The organism is Marinovum algicola, from assembly GCF_900109145.1.
Taxonomy (GTDB): domain Bacteria; phylum Pseudomonadota; class Alphaproteobacteria; order Rhodobacterales; family Rhodobacteraceae; genus Marinovum; species Marinovum algicola.
The window spans coordinates 88,454-106,644 of record NZ_FNYY01000013.1 but is presented as its reverse complement, the minus strand read 5'-3'; the positions used below and the strand labels follow the sequence as shown (position 1 = coordinate 106,644).

Genomic DNA, 18,191 nt, shown 5'->3' with positions numbered 1-18,191 from the left:
ATGTCTGTTCTGTCCGCCAAATACATGCACGACGAAGCCGCCGCATTTGAGCATGTGGAGGCGATGATCTGGGGCGACGAACCGATCTGCCCGCACTGCGGCACCGTGGGCAACGCTGGCAAGCTGGAAGGCGTCCGCACCAAGCCGAGCAAGAAGAACCCGGAAGGCAAAGAACGTCATGGCCTGTGGAAATGCCGTGAGTGCCGCAAACAGTTCACCGTGCGCAAGGGCACCATCTTCGAAGAAAGCCACATCCCGCTGCACCTGTGGCTGCAAGCCATTCACCTGATGGTGTCCAGCAAGAAGGGCATCAGCAGCCACCAGCTTCACCGCGTTCTGGGCATCACCTATAAGAGCGCGTGGTTCCTGACCCACCGCATTCGCGAGTGTATGCGTGATGGCGCGCTTGCCCCGATGGGCGGCAACGGCGGCGCTGTTGAGGTTGACGAAACCTTTATCGGTCAAAACCCTGACAAGCCCAAGAAGAAGGGCGCGCGTGGCTATGCCCACAAGAACGCCATGCTGACCCTTGTGGATCGCGATACCAAGCGCGCCAAATCCATCGTCGTTGACGATATTCGGAAGCACACGCTGGTGCCGATCCTGCGCGAGAACATCGCCAAGGAAGCCGTGGTCTACACCGATGAAGCAAAGCAGTACGGCAAGCTGTCCGATGATTTTGCTGACCATGACTTCACCACGCACAGCAAAGGTGAGTACGTGAAGCGCGAGAAGCCGCAGGTTCACACCAACACCGTCGAAGGCTTCTACAGCATCTTCAAGCGCGGCATGAAGGGCGTGTACCAGCACTGCGGCAAGCAGCATCTGCACCGCTACGCTGCGGAGTTCGATTTCCGCTACAACAATCGGATTGCGAACGGCATAGACGATTCACAGCGGGCTGGATTGGTGCTAGAATCGACCTATGGTCGTCGTTTGACCTACTCGGACTCATCAACGGTGCGCGCGTGACGAAGCATGACCCTCTTCTTTCCGGCTTTTTCAGTATAGCTGACGCCGCGCACCTACTGGGAGCATCGCAGCAAAGCCTGCGAGGGTGGCTTAATGGCTATCCTAATAGCGCAAAAGGCCCGGTAATTGACCGGGACTTCACTGGCAGCCGGGCTGTCAGTTTTCTCGATCTGATGGAGTTGCGGTTTATCGCATTCTTTCGGAATCAGGGCGTTGCCATGCCGACGTTAAGGAAAGCCGCTGATCGCGCACGGGTTGATTGGAGTGTCCAGCACCCGCTCGCATTGGCGAGTTCTAAATACGTCACGGACAGGAAAAAGGTGATAGCAACGTCCGCCGAAGAAACCGGCGATGAACGCGCTTGGGACATGGCCACGGGTCAGCACGAGATGTGGGTGACTATCGAGCAGTCTATTGAAAAAGGCGTAGAGTTTGATCCTAATACGTATCTGGCGAAACTCTGGGCTCCTAGGCCAGGGGAATTTCCAGATGTGCTAATCGACCCAAGAATTGCGTTTGGGCGGCCTTATGTGAAGGGTACTTCTGTACCAACCCGGACACTGTATAGGCAATGGCAAGCGGAAGGCCATAAAGCAAAAGTCGCGGCTTGGTTTGACGTGCCGGAAGAAGCAGTAGAGACAGCAGTTTCCTATGAGTTGAGAGCCGCTTGAAGATCCGTTGTGATGAACATGTATCGCCTCAAATTATCACGATTGTACGTGAGCTTGCGCTGAGTCCAAACTGGGAGATTTCTTCGGTAAGGGAGGCTGGACATTGCGGCGATGCAGACGTGCACTGGATAACGAAATTTTCCGAAGAAGGTGGCAACGCTATCCTGACTGCCGACAAAGACTTCACCACGCTCGAGCCGCAGGTAAACGCCGTGTTTGATACGGGGTTAAGGGTTATCCAGATGCCCAGCAAGTGGGGTCATGCTAGGGGGCATCTCCAAGCTGCGCACACGCTGCTATGGTGGCCGTGCATCGAGAAGACCATCTCCGAAATGAACCAGCGGGAATGCTATAGACCCGATTGGAATATCAAGCAGGCAGCCGACATGGCGCTAAAGAAGGTGACGATTGACTTCCAAAAAGCCCAGAAGAAGCGCCGAAAAGCCCGGAAATAAATCCCAGCTTGAACGCTTCAAGGAAGCCGCCCGCCAGCTAGAGACGGACGACGATGAAGAGCGGTTCAACGAGCGCTTGAAGGAGCTGGCGAAGCAGAAGCCGGAGAAGGGCAAGCCGGACGACTGATATTGCTCTACGGTTCGTAATGTTATATCATATCTTCCATGAAAATCGCCCTGATACATACCTTGGCCCGAGTCCTAGGCGTTCTGGTTCACATTGACGGCCTGCCGTATGGTCGGCGTGGTAATGTTGGCCAGCTAGATCGCGGCTAGAAGAACCGAGAGAGCCAGTTGTTGGTGCCTTGGAACGCCTTGGTGAAGGCCGGCTTCTTGCTGAATTCAATAACCATCAGCTTGTCGTCTTCATCAATGTACCCCGCCAAGTGGTCCTTGACCTCAATGGTCGAATTGTCGGCGCTCAGTAGCCAATGGGAAAGTTGCACCTTGACCGTATCAAGTTCCTTTAGTCGATCAGTCAGGCGATCATAGTCTTTCTCTGCAACAAGGTCGTAGGTGATACTGAACAACGCCATTCTCGAATCTCCACAAATCAATGTGGAGCCACGCTAACTACCGTGGGTTGATTCGACAATGGGTTTGTCAAGTATACAATCGCCAAGCCTTGGCTCGCCATTTCAGGAACGTCCCATTTCCAAGTGTCACCGCGCCGCTTGATTGCGGCTGCTGGGTATCCAAGGTTCTAAACAATTAAAGCCCAAACTGAAGTCGATTGTGGCCTTATTTTCCTGAATCCTCGGTCGAATTGCCTTACTATCAAGGAAAATCTGACCGGTTCTCCCTTGATGACGAGTCGGTTCGGGAAAATCGGTGATCACGCGCCACTGGCGAGCTGTCTGGTCGGACGACTTACCAGGGCCGGCGCGTAAATTCGGGGCCTGCCGCGCGTTCATAGGCGCGCGCGATCCGCAGCAAGTCGAGGTCTCCCCTGTGCCGCCCGATCAGTTGCAGGCCCATCGGCAAGCCGGATGTGTTGAAGCCCGCCGGGATCGAAATGACCGGATGGCCTGACAGCGACCCGGGGATCACCACTTCCATCCAGCGGTGATAGGTGTCCATCCCGCGCCCTGCGATCTCCTGTGGCCAGCTCTGCTCGATCGCAAAGGGAAAGACCTGCGCGGTTGGCAAGGCCACGACGTCGTAGCGCTCGAGCAGGCGGGTCAACGCGGCCTGCCAGGCTGTGCGGCTGACGTTGGCGGCGTGAATGTCGCGCCCGGTGAGCGACAGCGCGCCTTCGACTTCCCATTGCGCTTCCGGCTTCAGCATCTCGCGCTTCTCGGGGTCGTCATAAAACGCGCCGATGCTACCCGCCACACCCCAATGGCGCAGGGTCAGCCAGCAGCGCCAGAGCCGGTCGGGATCGAAGTCGGGCAATGCCGCGTCAACCTCGGCCCCCAGATCCCGGAATGTTGCGAGCGCCTGTTCGCAGAGCGGCAGGATGCCGGGCTCCATCGGCAAGTGACCATTCCAGTCGCCCATCCAGGCAATGCGCAGCCCGTTGATATCGCGGTCGAGCGGCGCGGTGAACATCGCCGGATCTTCGTCGAGCGACAGGGGCACGCGGGGATCGGCACCGGCCTGCGTGGCAAGCAGGCGGGCAAGATCGGGCACGGTGCGCGCCATGGGGCCTTCGGTCACCAGTTGCTGGCCAAAAACCTCGGGCGCCGGGCCAAAGGGGACGCGGCCGAACGACGGGCGAAACCCGTAGACATTGTTGAAGGCGGCCGGGTTGCGCAGCGACCCCATCATGTCACTGCCGTCGGCCACCGGCAGCATGCGCAGCGCCAGCGCCACGGCCGCACCGCCCGAAGAGCCCCCGGCGCAGAGGTCAGGGTCATAGGCGTTGCCGGTGGCCCCGAACACAGGGTTGTAGGAATGAGAGCCGAGGCCGAATTCCGGCACGTTGGTCTTGCCGATCACGATGGCACCGTCGCGCTTCATCCGCTCAACGACGATGGAATCGGTTTGTGGCACGTTGTCGGCCAGAAGGGGCGAGCCAAAGGTGGTGCGCAGCCCTGCCGTCATCGCAAGATCCTTGATCGCCTGCGGAATGCCATGCAGCCAGCCACGCGAAACTCCGCGCGCAAGCTCGGCGTCGCGGGCATCGGCCTCGTGCAACAGGGCGTCGCCGTCACGCAACGAGACGATGGCGTTGACCCGAGGATTGACCGCTTCGATATGACCGAGATAGGTGGTCATGACCTCGCAACACGAAATGTCGCGGGCATGGATGGCGCGCGACAGGGACATGGCATCCCAGGTGCAGGGAGTGGGCACATCATCGCTGTTAAGGGACGGGCGTGTGTCTGTCATGGCGCTCTCTTCGGGTGTGGTCGGGCAGGCAAGGTACGGCGCAGCCGACACTGGTGATGCGCACCGCCCTTTTCAATGATATCCGGACCGCACGTGGCGCGCGGTCCGGCAGGCAGGCTACGGCAGGAAGGTCAGCCCGCCGCCGATGATCACACCGGTCACGACAAGGACGATCAGGCAGAAGCCCATGATGTCCTTGGCCGAGAGCCCGGCAATGGCAAGGATCGGCAGCGCCCAGAACGGCTGGATCAGGTTGGTCCAGGTGTCGCCCCAGGCTACGGCCAGTGCTGCGCGGGCCGGAGATACGCCAAGCGCCGCCGCCGCATCCAGAACGATCGGGGCCTGCACCGCCCATTGCCCGCCACCCGACGGCACGAAGATATTGACGATTCCCGCCGACAGGAAGGTAAAGAGCGGAAAGGTCTGTTCGGTCGAGATCGCCACGAAACCGCTCGACAGCGTGACCGCCAGACCGGACCCCACCATCATGCCCATGATGCCCGCATAGAAGGGAAACTGGATCACGATGCCGCCGGCCCCTTCGATGGCCTTTTTCATCGCCGCGAGGAACAGGGTCGGACGTCCGTGCAGCAAGATCCCGGCAAAGAGCAACGTGAAGTTCATGATGTTCAGGTTCAGCCCGCCATCCGCCGCAAGGAAATAATGCGCGACGTAGAGCAGCCCAAGCCCCCCCGCGAGGATCGAAATCAGGCGACTGTCATCCATGCCATTCGCCAGGGTCGTGCTGTCCGCGCCGTCGTCTTCGGTCTCGGCCAGCCGCGCGGGATCGACGGTCACGGTCTCTTCCGGCGAGGGCATGATCAGGCGGTTGACCAGCGGGATCGCCAGCAGCAGCCCGAGCAGGATGCCAAGGTTCAGGGTCGAAAACAGGGTTTCACTTGTCGGGATGATACCGATCAGCTCCTGCGCAAAATGCCCCTCGGTCGCGATCACCAGTGGGATCGACCCGGACAGGCCGCCATGCCAGATCATGAAGCCACTGTAGGCGCTGGCGATGGCAAGACGGTAGTCAAGCCCTTCCACCTGACGGCCCAATTCACGGGCAAAGAAAGCGCCGATCACCAGTCCGAAACCCCAGTTGATCCAGGCCGCGACCAGCGAGACAAGTGTCACCAGAATGATGGCCTGCCCCGGCGTGCGCGGCAGGCGCGCCAGCGCCCGCAACAGCTTGCGGAACGGCGGCGTGCTGGCCACGACGAAACCGGTCACGAGGATCAGCACCATCTGCATTGAAAACGCCAGTAGGTTCCAGAACCCCTCTCCCCAGTAGGTCATCATTGCGATGGGGCTCTGGCCTTCGACCAGCATCCCGGCGGCAAAGACCACCAGTGTCAGCATCAGCACCAGAACAAATGCGTCCGGCAGATATCGTTCGACCATGCGCACCGACGCGCGCGTTGCACCCTTGAACATGAGGTTTCTCCTCCCTCGTTGTGATGGATTGATCTCAGCTGCGCGGCAGGATCGGCATCTGTTTGGCCAGACCGAGCGCATCCTCCAAAAGATGTGCCGAGGACAAGAGATCGAAGTCGCCGCGCGGCTTGCCGATCAGTTGCAGGCCCACGGGCAGACCGTCTTTCGTCGTGCCGCAGGGGATCGAGATCGCCGGGCAGCCGGTCAGCGTGATGACGAAGGTCAGGAACATCCAGTCGATGTAGGATGTCAGCGTCTGACCGCCGATCTCGGTCGGGAACCGCTGATCGACCTTGTAGGGCGGCACGGTCACCGTCGGGCAGGCCAGCAGATCGTGGGTCTCGAAGAAGCGGGTCATTTCGTGGAAGATGCGGGCGCGGACCCGCTCGGCGCTCAGCACCTCGTCGGCGGTAATGTTCTGGCCCTTCTCGATGTTCCAGATGATCTCCGGCGCGACACGCTCGCGGTCGGTTTCCAGCAGGTCGCCGCGCAGCGTGGCCACGAGCACCGCCCGAAGCGTCTGGAAGGCGTCGATGCCGCCGCCGAGATCAGGGCAGGTCTCTTCGACCGTCGTGCCCATATCGGCAAATCCCTGTGCGCCCTTGCGGCAAATCTCGGCCACCTCGGGATCGACCAGCGACAGGCCGAGATCGGGGCTGTAGGCCACGCGCTTGGGAGGACTTGCGTTTTTCACGGCTTGGACAAAGGGTTTTTCGGGCCGCGGAATGGCCAGCGGATCGCGAGGATGCGCATGGGCCAGCGAGTCGAGCATAAGCGCACAATCGGCCACATTGCGGGCCATCGGACCTTCGACCCAGAGCGGATCGAACGGCAAAAGCCCCTTGCCACGCGGCACCCGGCCCACACTGGGGCGCAGCCCGACGATGCCGCAATAGCTGGCGGGAATGCGCAGGCTGCCGCCGAGGTCGTTGCCGGTGGCAAGCCAGGCCTCGCCCGTCGCAAGCGCGCAGGCCGAGCCGCCCGACGAGCCGCCAACAGTGCGCGTCAGATCCCAAGGGTTGCGGGTGGCGCCGAAGACCGGGTTGAAGGTATTGGCACCGGCGATCTCCGGCACGTTCGATTTCGCCATCGGGATGCCGCCGCTTTCCTCAAGCGTGACCACGGTATAGTCGGACTCTTCCACCCGGTTCTCGGCAAAGATCGGCGAGCCGTAGGTGGTGATCTGTCCGGCGACGTCGTTGTAATCCTTCACCGCGACCGGCAGACCGGCGAGCCAGCCGGGACGGCCGGCGCCCGGATGGTCCTTTTGCGCCGCAAACGCCTTGGCGGCGTCGCGCGCTTCGTCGAAGAAACGGATCGGCAGGGCATTGATCTGCGGCTCGACGGCCTCGATGCGCGCGGCGGCGGCGTCGACCAGCTCAAGCGGCGTGACCTCGCCCTTTTTCAAGAGGCCAACCACCTCGGTCGCGGTCATCTCGACCAGTTCATTGGTGCTGCTCGCTTGCGAGGCAATATCGTTTTGTTGCGAGTTCATGCGGGTTCCTCCCCCTGACTGAGTTTTCAAATTATCTGTCGGCCCGGCGCGCAAAGCGCGTCAGTTGGCCGTTTGGTAGAGATCCTTGTAGCGCGTGCGCAGCTCGGCCTTTTGCACCTTGCCCATGACGTTGCGGGGCAGTTCCTCGATACAAAGCACGCGCTTGGGCTGCTTGTAGCGTGCCAATACGCTGGAAAGCCCGTTTTGCAGGGCTGCCTCGTCGACCGCTTCGCCGGGGCGCGGGACAACGATGGCGGTCACAGCTTCGCCGAAATCGGGGTGCGGCAGGCCGATCACGGCGGATTCCGAAACTCCCGGAAGGTCGTCGATCAGCGCCTCGATTTCCTTGGGATAGACGTTGTAGCCACCGGTGATCACCAGATCCTTGTCGCGCCCGACAATGCGCAGATAGCCGTCACCGTCGATCCTCCCGAGGTCGCCGGTGATAAAGAATCCATCGGCGCGAAACTCGGACGCGGTCTTTTCCGGCATGCGCCAGTAACCCTGGAACACGTTCGGGCCGCGCACCTCGATGGCGCCGATGTCGCCCTGCGGCAGTTCGGCACCGGTCTCGCGTTCGGTTATACGGATCTCGACCCCCGGCAGCGGAAACCCGACGGCGCCGGGGCGTCGCGCACCGTCATAAGGGTTCGAGGCGATCATGCAGGTTTCGGTCATGCCGTAGCGTTCGAGGATCGCAAACCCCGTGCGTTGCTCAAAGGCGCGGTGATCCTCTTCCAGTAGCGGCGCAGAGCCGGACACAAAGAGCCGCATTCCGGCGGTGGTCACGGCGTCCAGCCGGGGCGATTTCAGCAACCGGGTGTAGAAAGTCGGCACGCCCATCAGCACCGTCGCATCCGCCATTTCCGCAATGATCTCGTCAGGATCGAAGCGGGTCAGGAAAATCATCGTGGCCCCGGCGGCCAGCGCCATGTTGCAGGCCACGAACAGCCCGTGGGTGTGGAAGATCGGCAGCGCATGGATCAGCCGATCCTCGGTGGTAAAGTGCCAGGCATCGAGTAGCGCGGCACAATTCGACGCCAGGTTGCCATGGGTCAGCACCGCCCCCTTGGAGCGGCCGGTCGTGCCAGAGGTATAGAGGATCGCCGCCGGATCATCAGCGCTGCGCGCCACCGGGGTTTCGATCGGTGTGACGCGGCGGGCGCGTTCGGCAAGCGTACCCTCTCCTGCCCCGCCAAGGCTTTCGACAGTCAGCCGATCTGAGGCGCGAGCCGCGTGCTGGCTCAGGGTTTCAGGGCGGCAGACAAAGAGCGCGGGCTCGGAATCGCCGAGGAAATAGTCGATCTCAGCCCCGGTATAAGCGGTGTTGAGCGGCAGGAAGACCGCCCCCCGGTGCAGCGTGGCGAGATACAGCAGCACCGCTTCGGGGCTTTTGTCCACCTGCGCCGCTACGCGGTCGCCCGGTTGAACGCCGATCTCCTCCAGCACGCCGGCAAAAGCCGTGACCTGGGTCATCGCCTCGGCAAAGGAAATGTCCGGCTCACCGGGCCGTTCGAACAGCACCGTGGCGCCGTTGGCGTCGCAATTCCGGGCAAAGAGGTCGAGAAGTGTCTTGAACATGAAGGTTTCCCTTTCCGGTCTGAAGGTCGGATCAGATGTCATTCGGCTGTCGCCTTCTGGCTGCGCAGCGCGCGTTTCAGATCTGGGCCGCAAGTGACGGTGCCATCGGTGACAAAGGCTTCGTGCTGCGCCTCGATCCGCTCGGGTTCGTAGAGATAGTTGATCATCACCCCATGCGCGCGGCTCAGCGCCCCTGCGGCGAGGTCGGCGGGCCAGTTGACCCGATGGGCCGACGCGCCATTGCCGAGATGGAAGCGCGCAACCGGGTCGACGGGCGCGCCAGAGGCGGTTTTGCCTTGGGTGAAGTAGCGTGCGGCCCAATGATGAACCTGCGGCGCAAGGCGTTGGATCGCCGCGTCGTCACTCTGCCAACCGCCTTCGGCCAGTTCTTTGGAGAGGCTCTGTGCCGCAGGATCGGTCTGTTTGGACAGCCAGCCCGAGAATTCGGGCGCAGGCGACAGCGTCACGAAATTTTTCAGCCCCGGCAACTGGCTGGACAGATCCCGCACCACCTGCTTGATCAGGAAGTTGCCGAAGGACACGCCCTTCAGTCCCGGCTGGCAATTGCTGATAGAATAGAAAACCGCAGAGTCCGCCTCGTCTTCTTCGACATCGTGCGCATCTGAGAGCAGCGGGCCGATGGCGTCGGGAATACCCCGGCACAGCGCGACTTCGACAAAGATCAGCGGCTCGTCGCCGGTGGCGGGGTGAAAGAAGCCGTAACACCGGCGGTCGGCGGGATCGAGACGGCGGCGCAGATCATCCCAGTCACGGATTTCATGCACCGCTTCATAGGCGACAATCTTTTCCAGAATCGCGGCAGGCGTGTTCCAGTCGATGCGACGCATCACCAGGAAACCACGATTGAACCACGACGCGAGCAGGTGCCCGAAATCGGCGTCGAGCGGCCGAAGCTCCGGGGCTTCGCGGATCAGGCCAAGCAGGTCGGCGCGCATCCGAACAAGCTGAAGCGTGCCGCCGGGCGCGAAATTCAGACGCCGCAACAGGGTCTGGCGACGCGGCTCAACCGCTCGGAACAATGCCTCGAGGTCGGCTTCGTCCTGGGTCTTGTCCCAAGCGCCGAACGCGCTTCGGATTGCCGCAGGATCTGCGCTGTAGTTGGTCAGGAGGCTGCGGAAGAAATCCGCCTGCCCTGCCCGGTCGAGCTTGCCATAGGCGTCAAGCGCGTCTCTCGCCACGGCCACCTGCAAGGCTTCGCCAGCGTGCCGCATCAATTCGGTGCAAGCTTCCGCAAGGCGTTGATCGGCGGGCAGAGAGGACCGGCCTGTGCCTTCGGCCTTCACGCTGATGCGTGCGCCGATGCTGTGCAAAAGCTCGTTGAGGAAAGCGATGTTGGAGCCGGGCATGGTGAATCTCCTCTTGGTGGATGGCATCGTTATACACGAAATCGCTTCTGTTGTATATAACAAAGATTTCTGTGGATGCATGAGGTAAGATATTCTATTTTTCAAACCAGTTCACAACGGAGGCCCCCATCCATGAGCAACGTGTCGAACACGCTCCGCATTCGCGAATCTCTTGAAAACGCGATTGTTGACGGCCGATACGTGCCGGGCACCAAGCTCGATCCGATACAGCTGGCCGAAGAATTCGGATGTTCCCGCACGCCGATCCGCGAAGCCTTGCAGCAGCTCGAAGCCTCGGGCCTCGTGCGGATTCACGCAAAGCGCGGCACATTCGTATCGGAATGGAACGTCGAAGAGCTGGCCGAACGCTTCGAGGTGATGGCAGAACTCGAGTCCACCTGCGCAAGACTGGCCGCCCGCCGCATCACGAACGAGGAACTGGCCGAATTGGTGTCACTGCATGAAAGATGCCGCCGGATGGCGGAGGACGAGCGGTACGACGATTACTATGCCGAGAACTCGGCTTTTCACGCCTGTATTTACACCGCCACGCACAATAGCTTTCTCGCACAAGAGGCGCTGCGACTGCACGCCATGTTGCAACCCTATCGCCGCATCCAGCTTCGGGTCCGCAATCGGATGAAGCGCTCCTACAACGAACATGAGGCGGTGGTGTGCGCGATCCGAAATGGTGATGACAGCGCGGCATCAGAGGCGATGCGGGCGCATGTTCTGATCCAGGGCGACCGGTTCCACGATCTCGTCGCGGCTCTCAGAACCGAACCCTCCGTGCAACAGGCGATCGAGTGAAACCGATAGTCCGTCTGCCTGCTTTTGCGCCGCCGGGTGGCTGATTTTTCCACCGCCGTTGACATGCCAGGGCGCTGGTTCGCCCCCTGTCTCAGATTTGAGGGAAAGGTTATCGGATTGAACGGCGACGGGCGGACGTTGATTTCGTTGAGTTTCTCATCTCACAAATCAGCGGCCGCGCATTCCAGAGCAGAAAGATCCCCGGCTCACGCCGCCTTGGTGCCGCGACGACGGCGCATCGCCTTGGCGATGGGCCAGGCAATCACCAAAAGCGTCGCAAGAGCCAGCGCCGCGGAAATCGGGCGGGTCAAGAGTTCTGTTGCGTCACCGCGGCTGATCAGCAAGGCGCGGCGGACGCTCTGTTCGGCCATGGGGCCGAGGATCATCCCGAGGATGATCGGTGCCAGCGGCACGTTCACCTTCTCCAGGAAATACCCCGCGAGGCCGGCGGCGAGCATCACCCAGAGGTCGACCGGGCGGCCATTGATGACGTAGACGCCCACACACATCAGGATCAGGATCGAAGGCACCAGGAGCACGCCGGGCAGGCGCTGGAACTGGGCGAAGACGCGTGTGGCGACGGCGCCTCCGAGGGCGAAGATCAACACCGAGGTGAGCAGCATCTCCATCATGAAGCCGCCCACCAGGACCGGATTCTGGTGGAAGAGCTGCGGGCCGGGTTGCAGCCCGTGGATGGTCAGCGCGCTGAGCACCAGCGCCGCGACCACGTTGCCGGGGATGCCAAGCGACAGCGCCGGGATCATCGAGGCGGCATTGTCGGCATTGTTGCCGCATTCCGCCGCCGCCACGCCCTGCGGATTGCCCTTGCCGAAGCTCGACGGGTCATCCGAGGCATTCTTGGCCGCATTGTAACTGAGGAAGGCCGCGATATTGCCGCCCGCGCCGGGCAGGATGCCGACGCCGATGCCGATGCCGGATGCACGGATCCAGGTCGGGATCAGCCCGCGCACCTCGCCGGGCTTGAAGGGCACATTGGTCAGCTTGAGTTGCGCCGCCGACAGCCCCTTGAGATCGGTCTTTTCGGCCAGTTGCAGCACGGGTGGTAGTGCGTAGAGCCCCACCAGCACCACGATCAGGTCGAGCCCGCCCAGAAGCCAGGTCTGGCCAAACGTGAACCGCGCCTGCCCCGAGAGGTTGTCGATCCCCAAGGTGCCGATCAAGAGCCCCAGCACCGCGGCCATGATGCCCTTGACCGGGTCGGAGCCGACCATGACGCCGACCGAGGCCATGCCGAAGATCGCGATCCAAAAGTACTCGGCAGGACCGAAGAACAGCGTCACGCGTGCCAGAAGCGGTCCGACGGTCATCAGGGCGATGGCGCTGGCGATGCCGCCCACGGCCGACGACCAGCTGGCGATCTTCAGGGCCTTGGCGGCTTCGCCCTTGTCGGCCATCGGGAAGCCGTCGAAGGTGGTGGCGATCGAGGCGGGCGTGCCGGGAATGCGCAGCAGGATCGCCGGGATCGCGCCGCCATACATCGATCCGTTGTAGATGCCCGCCACCATGGCGAGCGCCACCAGCGGGTCCATCGAATAGGTCAGCGGCAGCAGAAGCGCGATGGCCATCACCGGGTTCAGCCCCGGCAGCGCGCCGATGAAGACACCCAGCAGCGTGGCGCCGATCATCGCCGTCAGCGGCCCGAAGGACAGGACGTGGGCAAGCGCGTTGGTATAGAATTCCATATCAGGCTCCGGCGGCGAAGAGGGACAAAAGAGCCTCGCGCGGCAGCGGCTTTTCCAACAGCACCGAGAAGACGAGGTAGATCAGCACCATGAAAACCAGCGCCACGATCAGCGCATAGACCAGCTGGCGGAAGCCCAGCGCCATGGGCAGCGCCAGCATCAGCAGGAAAGAGGCGGTGTAGAAACCCAAGGGCACAACCAGCGCCACATAGATTGTCGCGATCACCGCGGCGATGATCATCTGGGCGGTGCTGATGCCGAATGCCATGATACTCATGGCGCTTCTGGGCAAACTGGCCGAACGGCGCTTTCCCGAGATCGCGCCACTCAAGCGCAACATCGCCCTTGGGCTTGTCACGTCGGTGATCATGCAGTCTCTTGTGGCGGCCATATCGGCGGGCACCGTGGTCGGCTTTGCGGATGGCGATCTGTTCCGGCAGGCATGGGCCACTGCCTTCGTCACCGCCTTCCCGGTCGGGCTGGCTTTGGCCTTGTTGCTGACCACGCTGATCAAGCCCGGGCTTGAAAGTTTTTTGCGCCGCTGAGCCCCGCGAGCGTCCCACCGATCGATAAGGGCGAGAAGACAGAAACCACGCCATGCCCACCCGCAAACCGGTGTCTGCAATCGTCTTCGACGTCAATGAAACACTGCGCGACATCGCCGCCGTCATGCACCTCGGATTGCTCGCGCGCGACCTCGATGGGAAAGGAGTCGCCGACCCAGATCTGGCCGTGCGGATGCGAGTTGGAACAGTCCTTTACCACGCCCTTGTTTTCGAAGATCGCCACCCAGTCGTGATCCTCGAGGAATGGGGCATGCAAAGCGCCGCGCTGCCGGAGATCACCATCAAACTGCCGGCCAGCAAGCGATGAGGTGCGGTACGATCTTGACGGCAGCTCATATCAACGAAGCACCGACGCAAAACAAACGGTCGTGCACAGGCGGAATTTGGAAGCCTGGTCCCTCAGCTTCGTCTAATTCCGCTCAATTGAGCCCCGCTTCCAGCCAGGCCGGTGGCGTGGCGCTGGTTCGACCCGTCTGCGCGGCCTCGGCACATTGCGCGAGCGCGCCGAAACGCACGGCCCGTCTGGACAGGGGCCCGGTCTGTGTCAACTGCGCGTCCAGTCTCACGCGCCGTCCTCTCCGAGGCCCGGTTGTTCGAGATATGTCACCTTCATGAAGTCAGCGATCCGGTCTTCGAACACGCGGGTGTGGTTGTGGGCCAGCCGGTCGGCCTCGGCCTCGTCTTGCGCCGCGATTGCAGAGACCATCAGGTGATGTTCGGGGCTGAGCGGGAATTCGGAGCCGCTCTTTCGCACATGGGCAAAGTGAAAGTGCAGGATGCGGCGGCCTTCGTCGAGCATCCGTTCGTAGCTTTGCGCGAGGTAGCGGTTGCCGCCGGCGTTGGCGATGGACATGTGAAAAACCTTGTTGGCCTCGGACAGCGCCAGCGCCTGGCCTGTGGGGCAGAGCACATCGTAATCATGGGCCGCCCGCGACATTACGGCGATATCAGCTTCGGTGCGGTGCCGGGCGGCCAGCCGCGCGGTGGCGCGTTGCAGGTAATCCACTGCCTCTACAAAGCGGGGCAGAGTGGCGATATCCAGCGGCGCGACGATAGTGGAGCGGTTGGGCAGCATCTGCACCAGCCCGACCGCCGAGAGCCGGATAAGCGCCTCACGGATCGGCGAGCGCGACATGCCGAACCGGGCGGCAAGCGCGGTCTCGTCCAGCGCCGTGCCGGGAGCGAGCTTGAGTTCTAGAATTTCGTCGCGCAGCGCGTCCAGCACATGCCTGGAGCCGCCTCCGCGTTTACGGGCCATCCTGGGTTCGCTGTCTGGTTCGGCGTTTCGCATCGCATTCGTCCAATTTTTTGAGCAGATGGCCCGGTATTCACAAAGATTATGGCCTCGTCAGGAACGGGCCCGACTCAAGTTTATTGACATGTCGACTTCGTGTCGACTAGCTTTCGGTTAACTCTTGTCGACAAACTGTCGGCACAACCAAGCCAACCAAAAGGGAGACCTTCCAATGAAATTTCTTCTGACAGCAGCCGCGGCGCTGGGCCTGATGGCGGGGGCGGCCTCGGCGCAGAGCCGGCTGGAGACTGTGCAGGAACGCGGCAAACTTCTTTGTAGCGGTCACAACGGCAGTTATCTGGGCTTTGCCGAAGTCGACGATCAAGGCAACTGGGAGGGTCTCGACATCGACCTGTGCCGGGGCTTGGCGGCGTCGCTCTTCGGCAAGGCCGAGGGCCATCTGGACATCGTACCGATCTCTTGGGCACAACGTTGGCCCGCGCTGCAATCGGGCGATATCGACGTGATCATCAAGCTCTCGGGCTGGTCGCAAAGCCGCGACACCGAACTGAACCTGGCTTTTTCCAACCCCTATTTCGTGGCCGGTTTCCACGTCATGACCAATGCCGACCTGGGCGTTGAATCCGTGGCCGGCCTCGACGGCGGCTCGATCTGCGTCTCGGCGGGCACCACCACTGAGCGCTTCCTGGCGGCCTATGTCGAGAAACTGGGCATCGACGTCGAGATTATCGTCTTCGAATCCGGCGACGAGGTGCGAACCGCCTATTTCAATGGCCGCTGCGATGGGTTGACCCTGCTGGCGCCGCCGCTGGCCGCTGCCCGGGCGACCTCGGAAAACCCTGAGGCGCATGTGATCCTGCCCGACGTGATCGCGCTGGAGCCGGAAGGCATTATCGTGCCCGAGGGCGATCCGAAATGGCTGGACGTGATGAACTGGATGTTGTCGTCGCTCTGGTTCGCCGAGCTGAACGGCATCACCAGCGAGAACGTGGACGAGATCAAGGCCAACCCGCCCTCGGCACAGATTGGCAAGTTTCTCGGCGTGACGCCGGGCTATGGTTCGCGGCTGGGGCTGTCGGATGACTGGGCCTACAACCTGATCACGGAAGTTGGCAACTACGCCGAGATCTATGACCGCAACATCGGCGTGCCCTATGCGTTGCCGCGCGCGAAGAACAACCTCTACACCAATGGCGGCCTGTTCTACCCGCTGATGGTCGACTGAAACCGTCGCGCCGGCGTCCGGGCTTCGGCCCGGGCGTCGGACCCTTCCGCGTCAACGGAGCCTCTCCATGATCTCGCTTCTCAGACAGAAATCCTTTCGCGATACCGCGTCTCAGGTGGGCTTCATCGGCGTGCTGATCTTGCTGGTGGTCACCTTCGCGCTGACCGCAAAGACCAATCTGGACGCGCAGGGCATGACTTCGGGCTTCGGCTTCCTGGAGCGCGCCACGGGCTGGGGCGTCAGCTTTTCACTGATCCCATTCGACACCAACGACACCTACGCCCGGGTGATCCTCGTCGGGCTGCTGAACTCACTGTTTCTCGGCGCGATTTCTTTGACGCTGGCGACCGTGATCGGCATCGGCATCGGCATCATGCGGGTGTCGGGCAACAAGATGGCCGAGCTGATTGGGACTGTCTATGTCGAGATCTTCCGCAACCTGCCATTGCTCTTGCAGGCCTTCTTCTGGTACGCGGTGCTGACCACGCTGCCCCGGCCTCGCGATGCGCTGGAGTTTGGTGGGGTGGCGTTTCTCAACGGACGCGGCGCCTACCTGCCTGGCCTGAATGTCACAGGCTTTTCGGTCTTTCTCGCGGCGATAGCGCTGGCGGTCACTGTTGGTCTCTGGCTCTGGCTCCGGTCGGCGCGGCGCTTTGCCCGGATGGCGCCGCACATCAAGAAGGCGTGGTCTCGCGGCCTCTGGCTGGGCTGGGCGGCGCTGGCCGTGGCCCTTTTGTGGGCCGGCCGCATCCCCGAAACGCCGCTTTTGAGCATACCCACCCTCAAGGGCCTGAACTTCCGCGGAGGCATCCGCGTCTCGCCCGAGCTTCTGACCTGCATCATCGCCATCTCGGTCTATGGCGGTGCCTATATCGGCGAGATCGTGCGCGCGGGCTTCAACGCCGTGGGCAAGGGCCAGAGTGAGGCCGGCCACGCGCTGGGCCTGAGCACCTGGCAGACCTTCACCCGCATCCGTCTGCCACTGGCGATCCGTGCTGTCATGCCGATGCTGATCAACCAGTACGTCTGGCTGTTCAAATCCACAACCATCGGCATCGCCGTGGGCTTCGTGGATTTCTTCATGGTGATCTCGACCTCGATCAACCAGTCGGGCCAGACGCTTGAACTGATTGCCATCCTGATGGGCGGGTTTCTTGTCATCAACTATTCCATGGCCTGGGTGCTCAATCGCGTGAACGACGCGATCAAGCTCAAGGGCACGCAGCTGAGGACCTGAGCGATGGACGCGACCTTGCCAAGACAGACCCGTCTTCGCGCGCTGCGCACCGACTACTTCTCGACCCGCCTCGACACGCTCGTCACGCTCGGCTTCGGCCTGCTGGCGGCCTGGGTGCTGTGGTCGCTCTTTGACTGGGGCGTGCTGCACGCGGTCTGGAGCGCCGAGAATCGCGAGGCTTGCGGCCACGGAGCCGAGGGCGCCTGCTGGGCCGTGATCGATGCGCGTTGGCGGCTGATCTTATTCGGGCTCTACCCGTTCGAAGAACAATGGCGTTCCGCCCTGGCCTGCGCGGTGATCGTGCTGACCGGCGGGGCCTCTTGCGCGCCATGGTTCTGGACGGCGCGGCGGTTGGCAGCTCTGTGGGTGGCAGGGTTCGTGACCTTCTACGTTCTGATGCGTGGCGGGGTCTTCGGGCTGACCGAAGTGTCCGAGCAGAACTGGGGCGGGCTGTCGCTGACCATCTTCATCTTTGCCAGCGTGACGCTGCTGGGGATGCCGCTGGCCATCGTCTTTGCGCTTCTCCGCCGGTCGCAACTGCCCTGGATCGCGCGCACAATGGGCGTAATCATCGACGCCATCCGCTCGCTCCCGCTTCTGTCGATCATGTTCACCTTTGCCATCGTCCTGCCCTTCGTGCTGCCCGGCTGGATGATCGGCGACAAGCTGCACCGGGTGATCGCGGGCTACGCGCTGTTCTTTGCCTGCTACCAGGCCGAGATCATCCGCGGCGGCATCCAGTCGCTGCCCGGCGGCCAGGAAGAGGCAGCACAGGCGCTGGGCCTGGGCTACTGGCACCGGATCGGACATATCATCCTGCCGCAGGCGTTCCGCAATGCGCTGCCCGCGACGATCAACCAGCTGGTGATCACCTTCAAGGAAACCTCGCTGGTTGTCATCATAGGCTTTTTCGAGATCCTCGCCTCGGGCAATGCTGCCTATGGCAACTCGGAATGGAATTTCGCCCATGTCGAGGTCTATGCCTTCGTCGGTCTGATCTACTTCGTCTTCGTCTTCGCGCTGTCCCGCTACGGCGCTTACCTTGAACGCCGCATGGCCGTTGCCGAGCGCTAGGAGGATTTGACC

At 62.0% G+C, this 18,191-nt stretch carries 19 protein-coding genes; 9 read left to right on the top strand and 10 right to left on the bottom strand.

The window, feature by feature from the left end; all coding sequences use genetic code 11:
• The 4 genes from BMW90_RS17005 to BMW90_RS26745 are packed head-to-tail and all read left to right on the top strand — an operon-like array spanning position 1 to position 2,225.
• A complete protein-coding gene (locus BMW90_RS17005) occupies positions 1-972 on the top strand; it encodes an IS1595 family transposase (protein ID WP_074837603.1) in 972 nt (323 codons plus the stop codon).
• Positions 969-1,643 carry a DUF433 domain-containing protein gene (locus BMW90_RS17000; RefSeq protein WP_139211434.1) on the top strand — a complete coding sequence of 225 codons (675 nt, stop codon included), beginning with the start codon at positions 969-971 and terminating at the stop codon, positions 1,641-1,643. The genes BMW90_RS17005 and BMW90_RS17000 overlap by 4 nt, the downstream gene beginning before the upstream one ends.
• Positions 1,640-2,098, top strand: a complete 459-nt coding sequence (locus tag BMW90_RS26430) for a DUF5615 family PIN-like protein (protein WP_139211432.1) — start codon at positions 1,640-1,642, stop codon at positions 2,096-2,098. The genes BMW90_RS17000 and BMW90_RS26430 overlap by 4 nt, the downstream gene beginning before the upstream one ends.
• Positions 2,052-2,225: a hypothetical protein gene (locus tag BMW90_RS26745; RefSeq protein ID WP_170850573.1), complete on the top strand. Its 174-nt coding sequence runs from the start codon at positions 2,052-2,054 to the stop codon at positions 2,223-2,225. Before BMW90_RS26430 ends, BMW90_RS26745 begins: the two co-directional genes overlap by 47 nt.
• 145 nt (positions 2,226-2,370) lie before the next feature.
• On the opposite strand, the gene BMW90_RS16995 is transcribed toward BMW90_RS26745, so the two are convergent.
• From BMW90_RS16995 to BMW90_RS16970, 6 genes are all read right to left on the bottom strand, one after another.
• On the bottom strand, positions 2,371-2,634 hold the full coding sequence (locus tag BMW90_RS16995; protein WP_074837601.1) for a hypothetical protein: 264 nt from the start codon (positions 2,632-2,634) through the stop codon (positions 2,371-2,373).
• Between the two features lie 334 nt (positions 2,635-2,968).
• Positions 2,969-4,432, bottom strand: coding sequence for an amidase (locus tag BMW90_RS16990; RefSeq protein ID WP_074837600.1), 1,464 nt, complete (start codon positions 4,430-4,432; stop codon positions 2,969-2,971).
• Between the two features lie 117 nt (positions 4,433-4,549).
• On the bottom strand, positions 4,550-5,866 hold the full coding sequence (locus tag BMW90_RS16985; RefSeq protein ID WP_048534439.1) for a short-chain fatty acid transporter: 1,317 nt from the start codon (positions 5,864-5,866) through the stop codon (positions 4,550-4,552).
• 34 nt (positions 5,867-5,900) lie between these two features.
• Positions 5,901-7,361, bottom strand: a complete 1,461-nt coding sequence (locus BMW90_RS16980; RefSeq protein ID WP_074837599.1) for an amidase — start codon at positions 7,359-7,361, stop codon at positions 5,901-5,903.
• 60 nt (positions 7,362-7,421) lie between these two features.
• Positions 7,422-8,942, bottom strand: a complete 1,521-nt coding sequence (locus tag BMW90_RS16975) for a malonate--CoA ligase (protein WP_074837598.1) — start codon at positions 8,940-8,942, stop codon at positions 7,422-7,424.
• A 38-nt stretch (positions 8,943-8,980) separates the two neighbouring features.
• Positions 8,981-10,309 (bottom strand): malonyl-CoA decarboxylase, encoded by a 1,329-nt coding sequence (locus tag BMW90_RS16970; protein WP_074837597.1) that lies wholly within the window; start codon positions 10,307-10,309, stop codon positions 8,981-8,983.
• A 132-nt stretch (positions 10,310-10,441) separates the two neighbouring features.
• On the opposite strand from BMW90_RS16970, the gene BMW90_RS16965 reads away from it, so the two are divergent.
• On the top strand, positions 10,442-11,119 hold the full coding sequence (locus BMW90_RS16965) for a GntR family transcriptional regulator (protein WP_048534444.1): 678 nt from the start codon (positions 10,442-10,444) through the stop codon (positions 11,117-11,119).
• 206 nt (positions 11,120-11,325) lie between these two features.
• Here the strand turns inward: BMW90_RS16965 and BMW90_RS16960 are convergent, their stop codons facing one another.
• Together BMW90_RS16960 and BMW90_RS26170 are read right to left on the bottom strand one after the other, a co-directional pair.
• Positions 11,326-12,822: a tripartite tricarboxylate transporter permease gene (locus BMW90_RS16960; protein ID WP_048534445.1), complete on the bottom strand. Its 1,497-nt coding sequence runs from the start codon at positions 12,820-12,822 to the stop codon at positions 11,326-11,328.
• Position 12,823: 1 nt separating this feature from the next.
• The gene (locus BMW90_RS26170; protein WP_074837596.1) at positions 12,824-13,099 is read right to left on the bottom strand and encodes a tripartite tricarboxylate transporter TctB family protein; all 276 of its coding nucleotides are present in this window, start codon (positions 13,097-13,099) and stop codon (positions 12,824-12,826) included.
• Between BMW90_RS26170 and BMW90_RS27020 the strand changes: the two genes are divergently transcribed.
• Positions 13,098-13,367 carry a DUF2798 domain-containing protein gene (locus BMW90_RS27020; protein WP_074837595.1) on the top strand — a complete coding sequence of 90 codons (270 nt, stop codon included), beginning with the start codon at positions 13,098-13,100 and terminating at the stop codon, positions 13,365-13,367. The two genes, BMW90_RS26170 and BMW90_RS27020, sit on opposite strands and share 2 nt — an antisense overlap.
• Here BMW90_RS27020 and BMW90_RS16945 read toward each other — a convergent pair.
• The gene (locus BMW90_RS16945; RefSeq protein ID WP_244526538.1) at positions 13,333-13,587 is read right to left on the bottom strand and encodes a hypothetical protein; all 255 of its coding nucleotides are present in this window, start codon (positions 13,585-13,587) and stop codon (positions 13,333-13,335) included. The two genes, BMW90_RS27020 and BMW90_RS16945, sit on opposite strands and share 35 nt — an antisense overlap.
• A gap of 363 nt (positions 13,588-13,950) precedes the next feature.
• On the bottom strand, positions 13,951-14,646 hold the full coding sequence (locus BMW90_RS16940) for a GntR family transcriptional regulator (protein ID WP_074837593.1): 696 nt from the start codon (positions 14,644-14,646) through the stop codon (positions 13,951-13,953).
• Between the two features lie 208 nt (positions 14,647-14,854).
• Between BMW90_RS16940 and BMW90_RS16935 the strand changes: the two genes are divergently transcribed.
• The 3 genes from BMW90_RS16935 (at position 14,855) to BMW90_RS26420 (ending at position 18,179) form a co-directional block, all read left to right on the top strand.
• Entirely contained in the window at positions 14,855-15,868 is a 1,014-nt protein-coding gene (locus BMW90_RS16935; RefSeq protein ID WP_048534456.1) for a transporter substrate-binding domain-containing protein, read from the top strand.
• 67 nt (positions 15,869-15,935) lie between these two features.
• Positions 15,936-17,105, top strand: coding sequence for an amino acid ABC transporter permease (locus BMW90_RS16930; RefSeq protein ID WP_083416096.1), 1,170 nt, complete (start codon positions 15,936-15,938; stop codon positions 17,103-17,105).
• Between the two features lie 3 nt (positions 17,106-17,108).
• Positions 17,109-18,179 carry an amino acid ABC transporter permease gene (locus BMW90_RS26420; RefSeq protein ID WP_085851828.1) on the top strand — a complete coding sequence of 357 codons (1,071 nt, stop codon included), beginning with the start codon at positions 17,109-17,111 and terminating at the stop codon, positions 18,177-18,179.
• Positions 18,180-18,191: the final 12 nt, after the last annotated feature.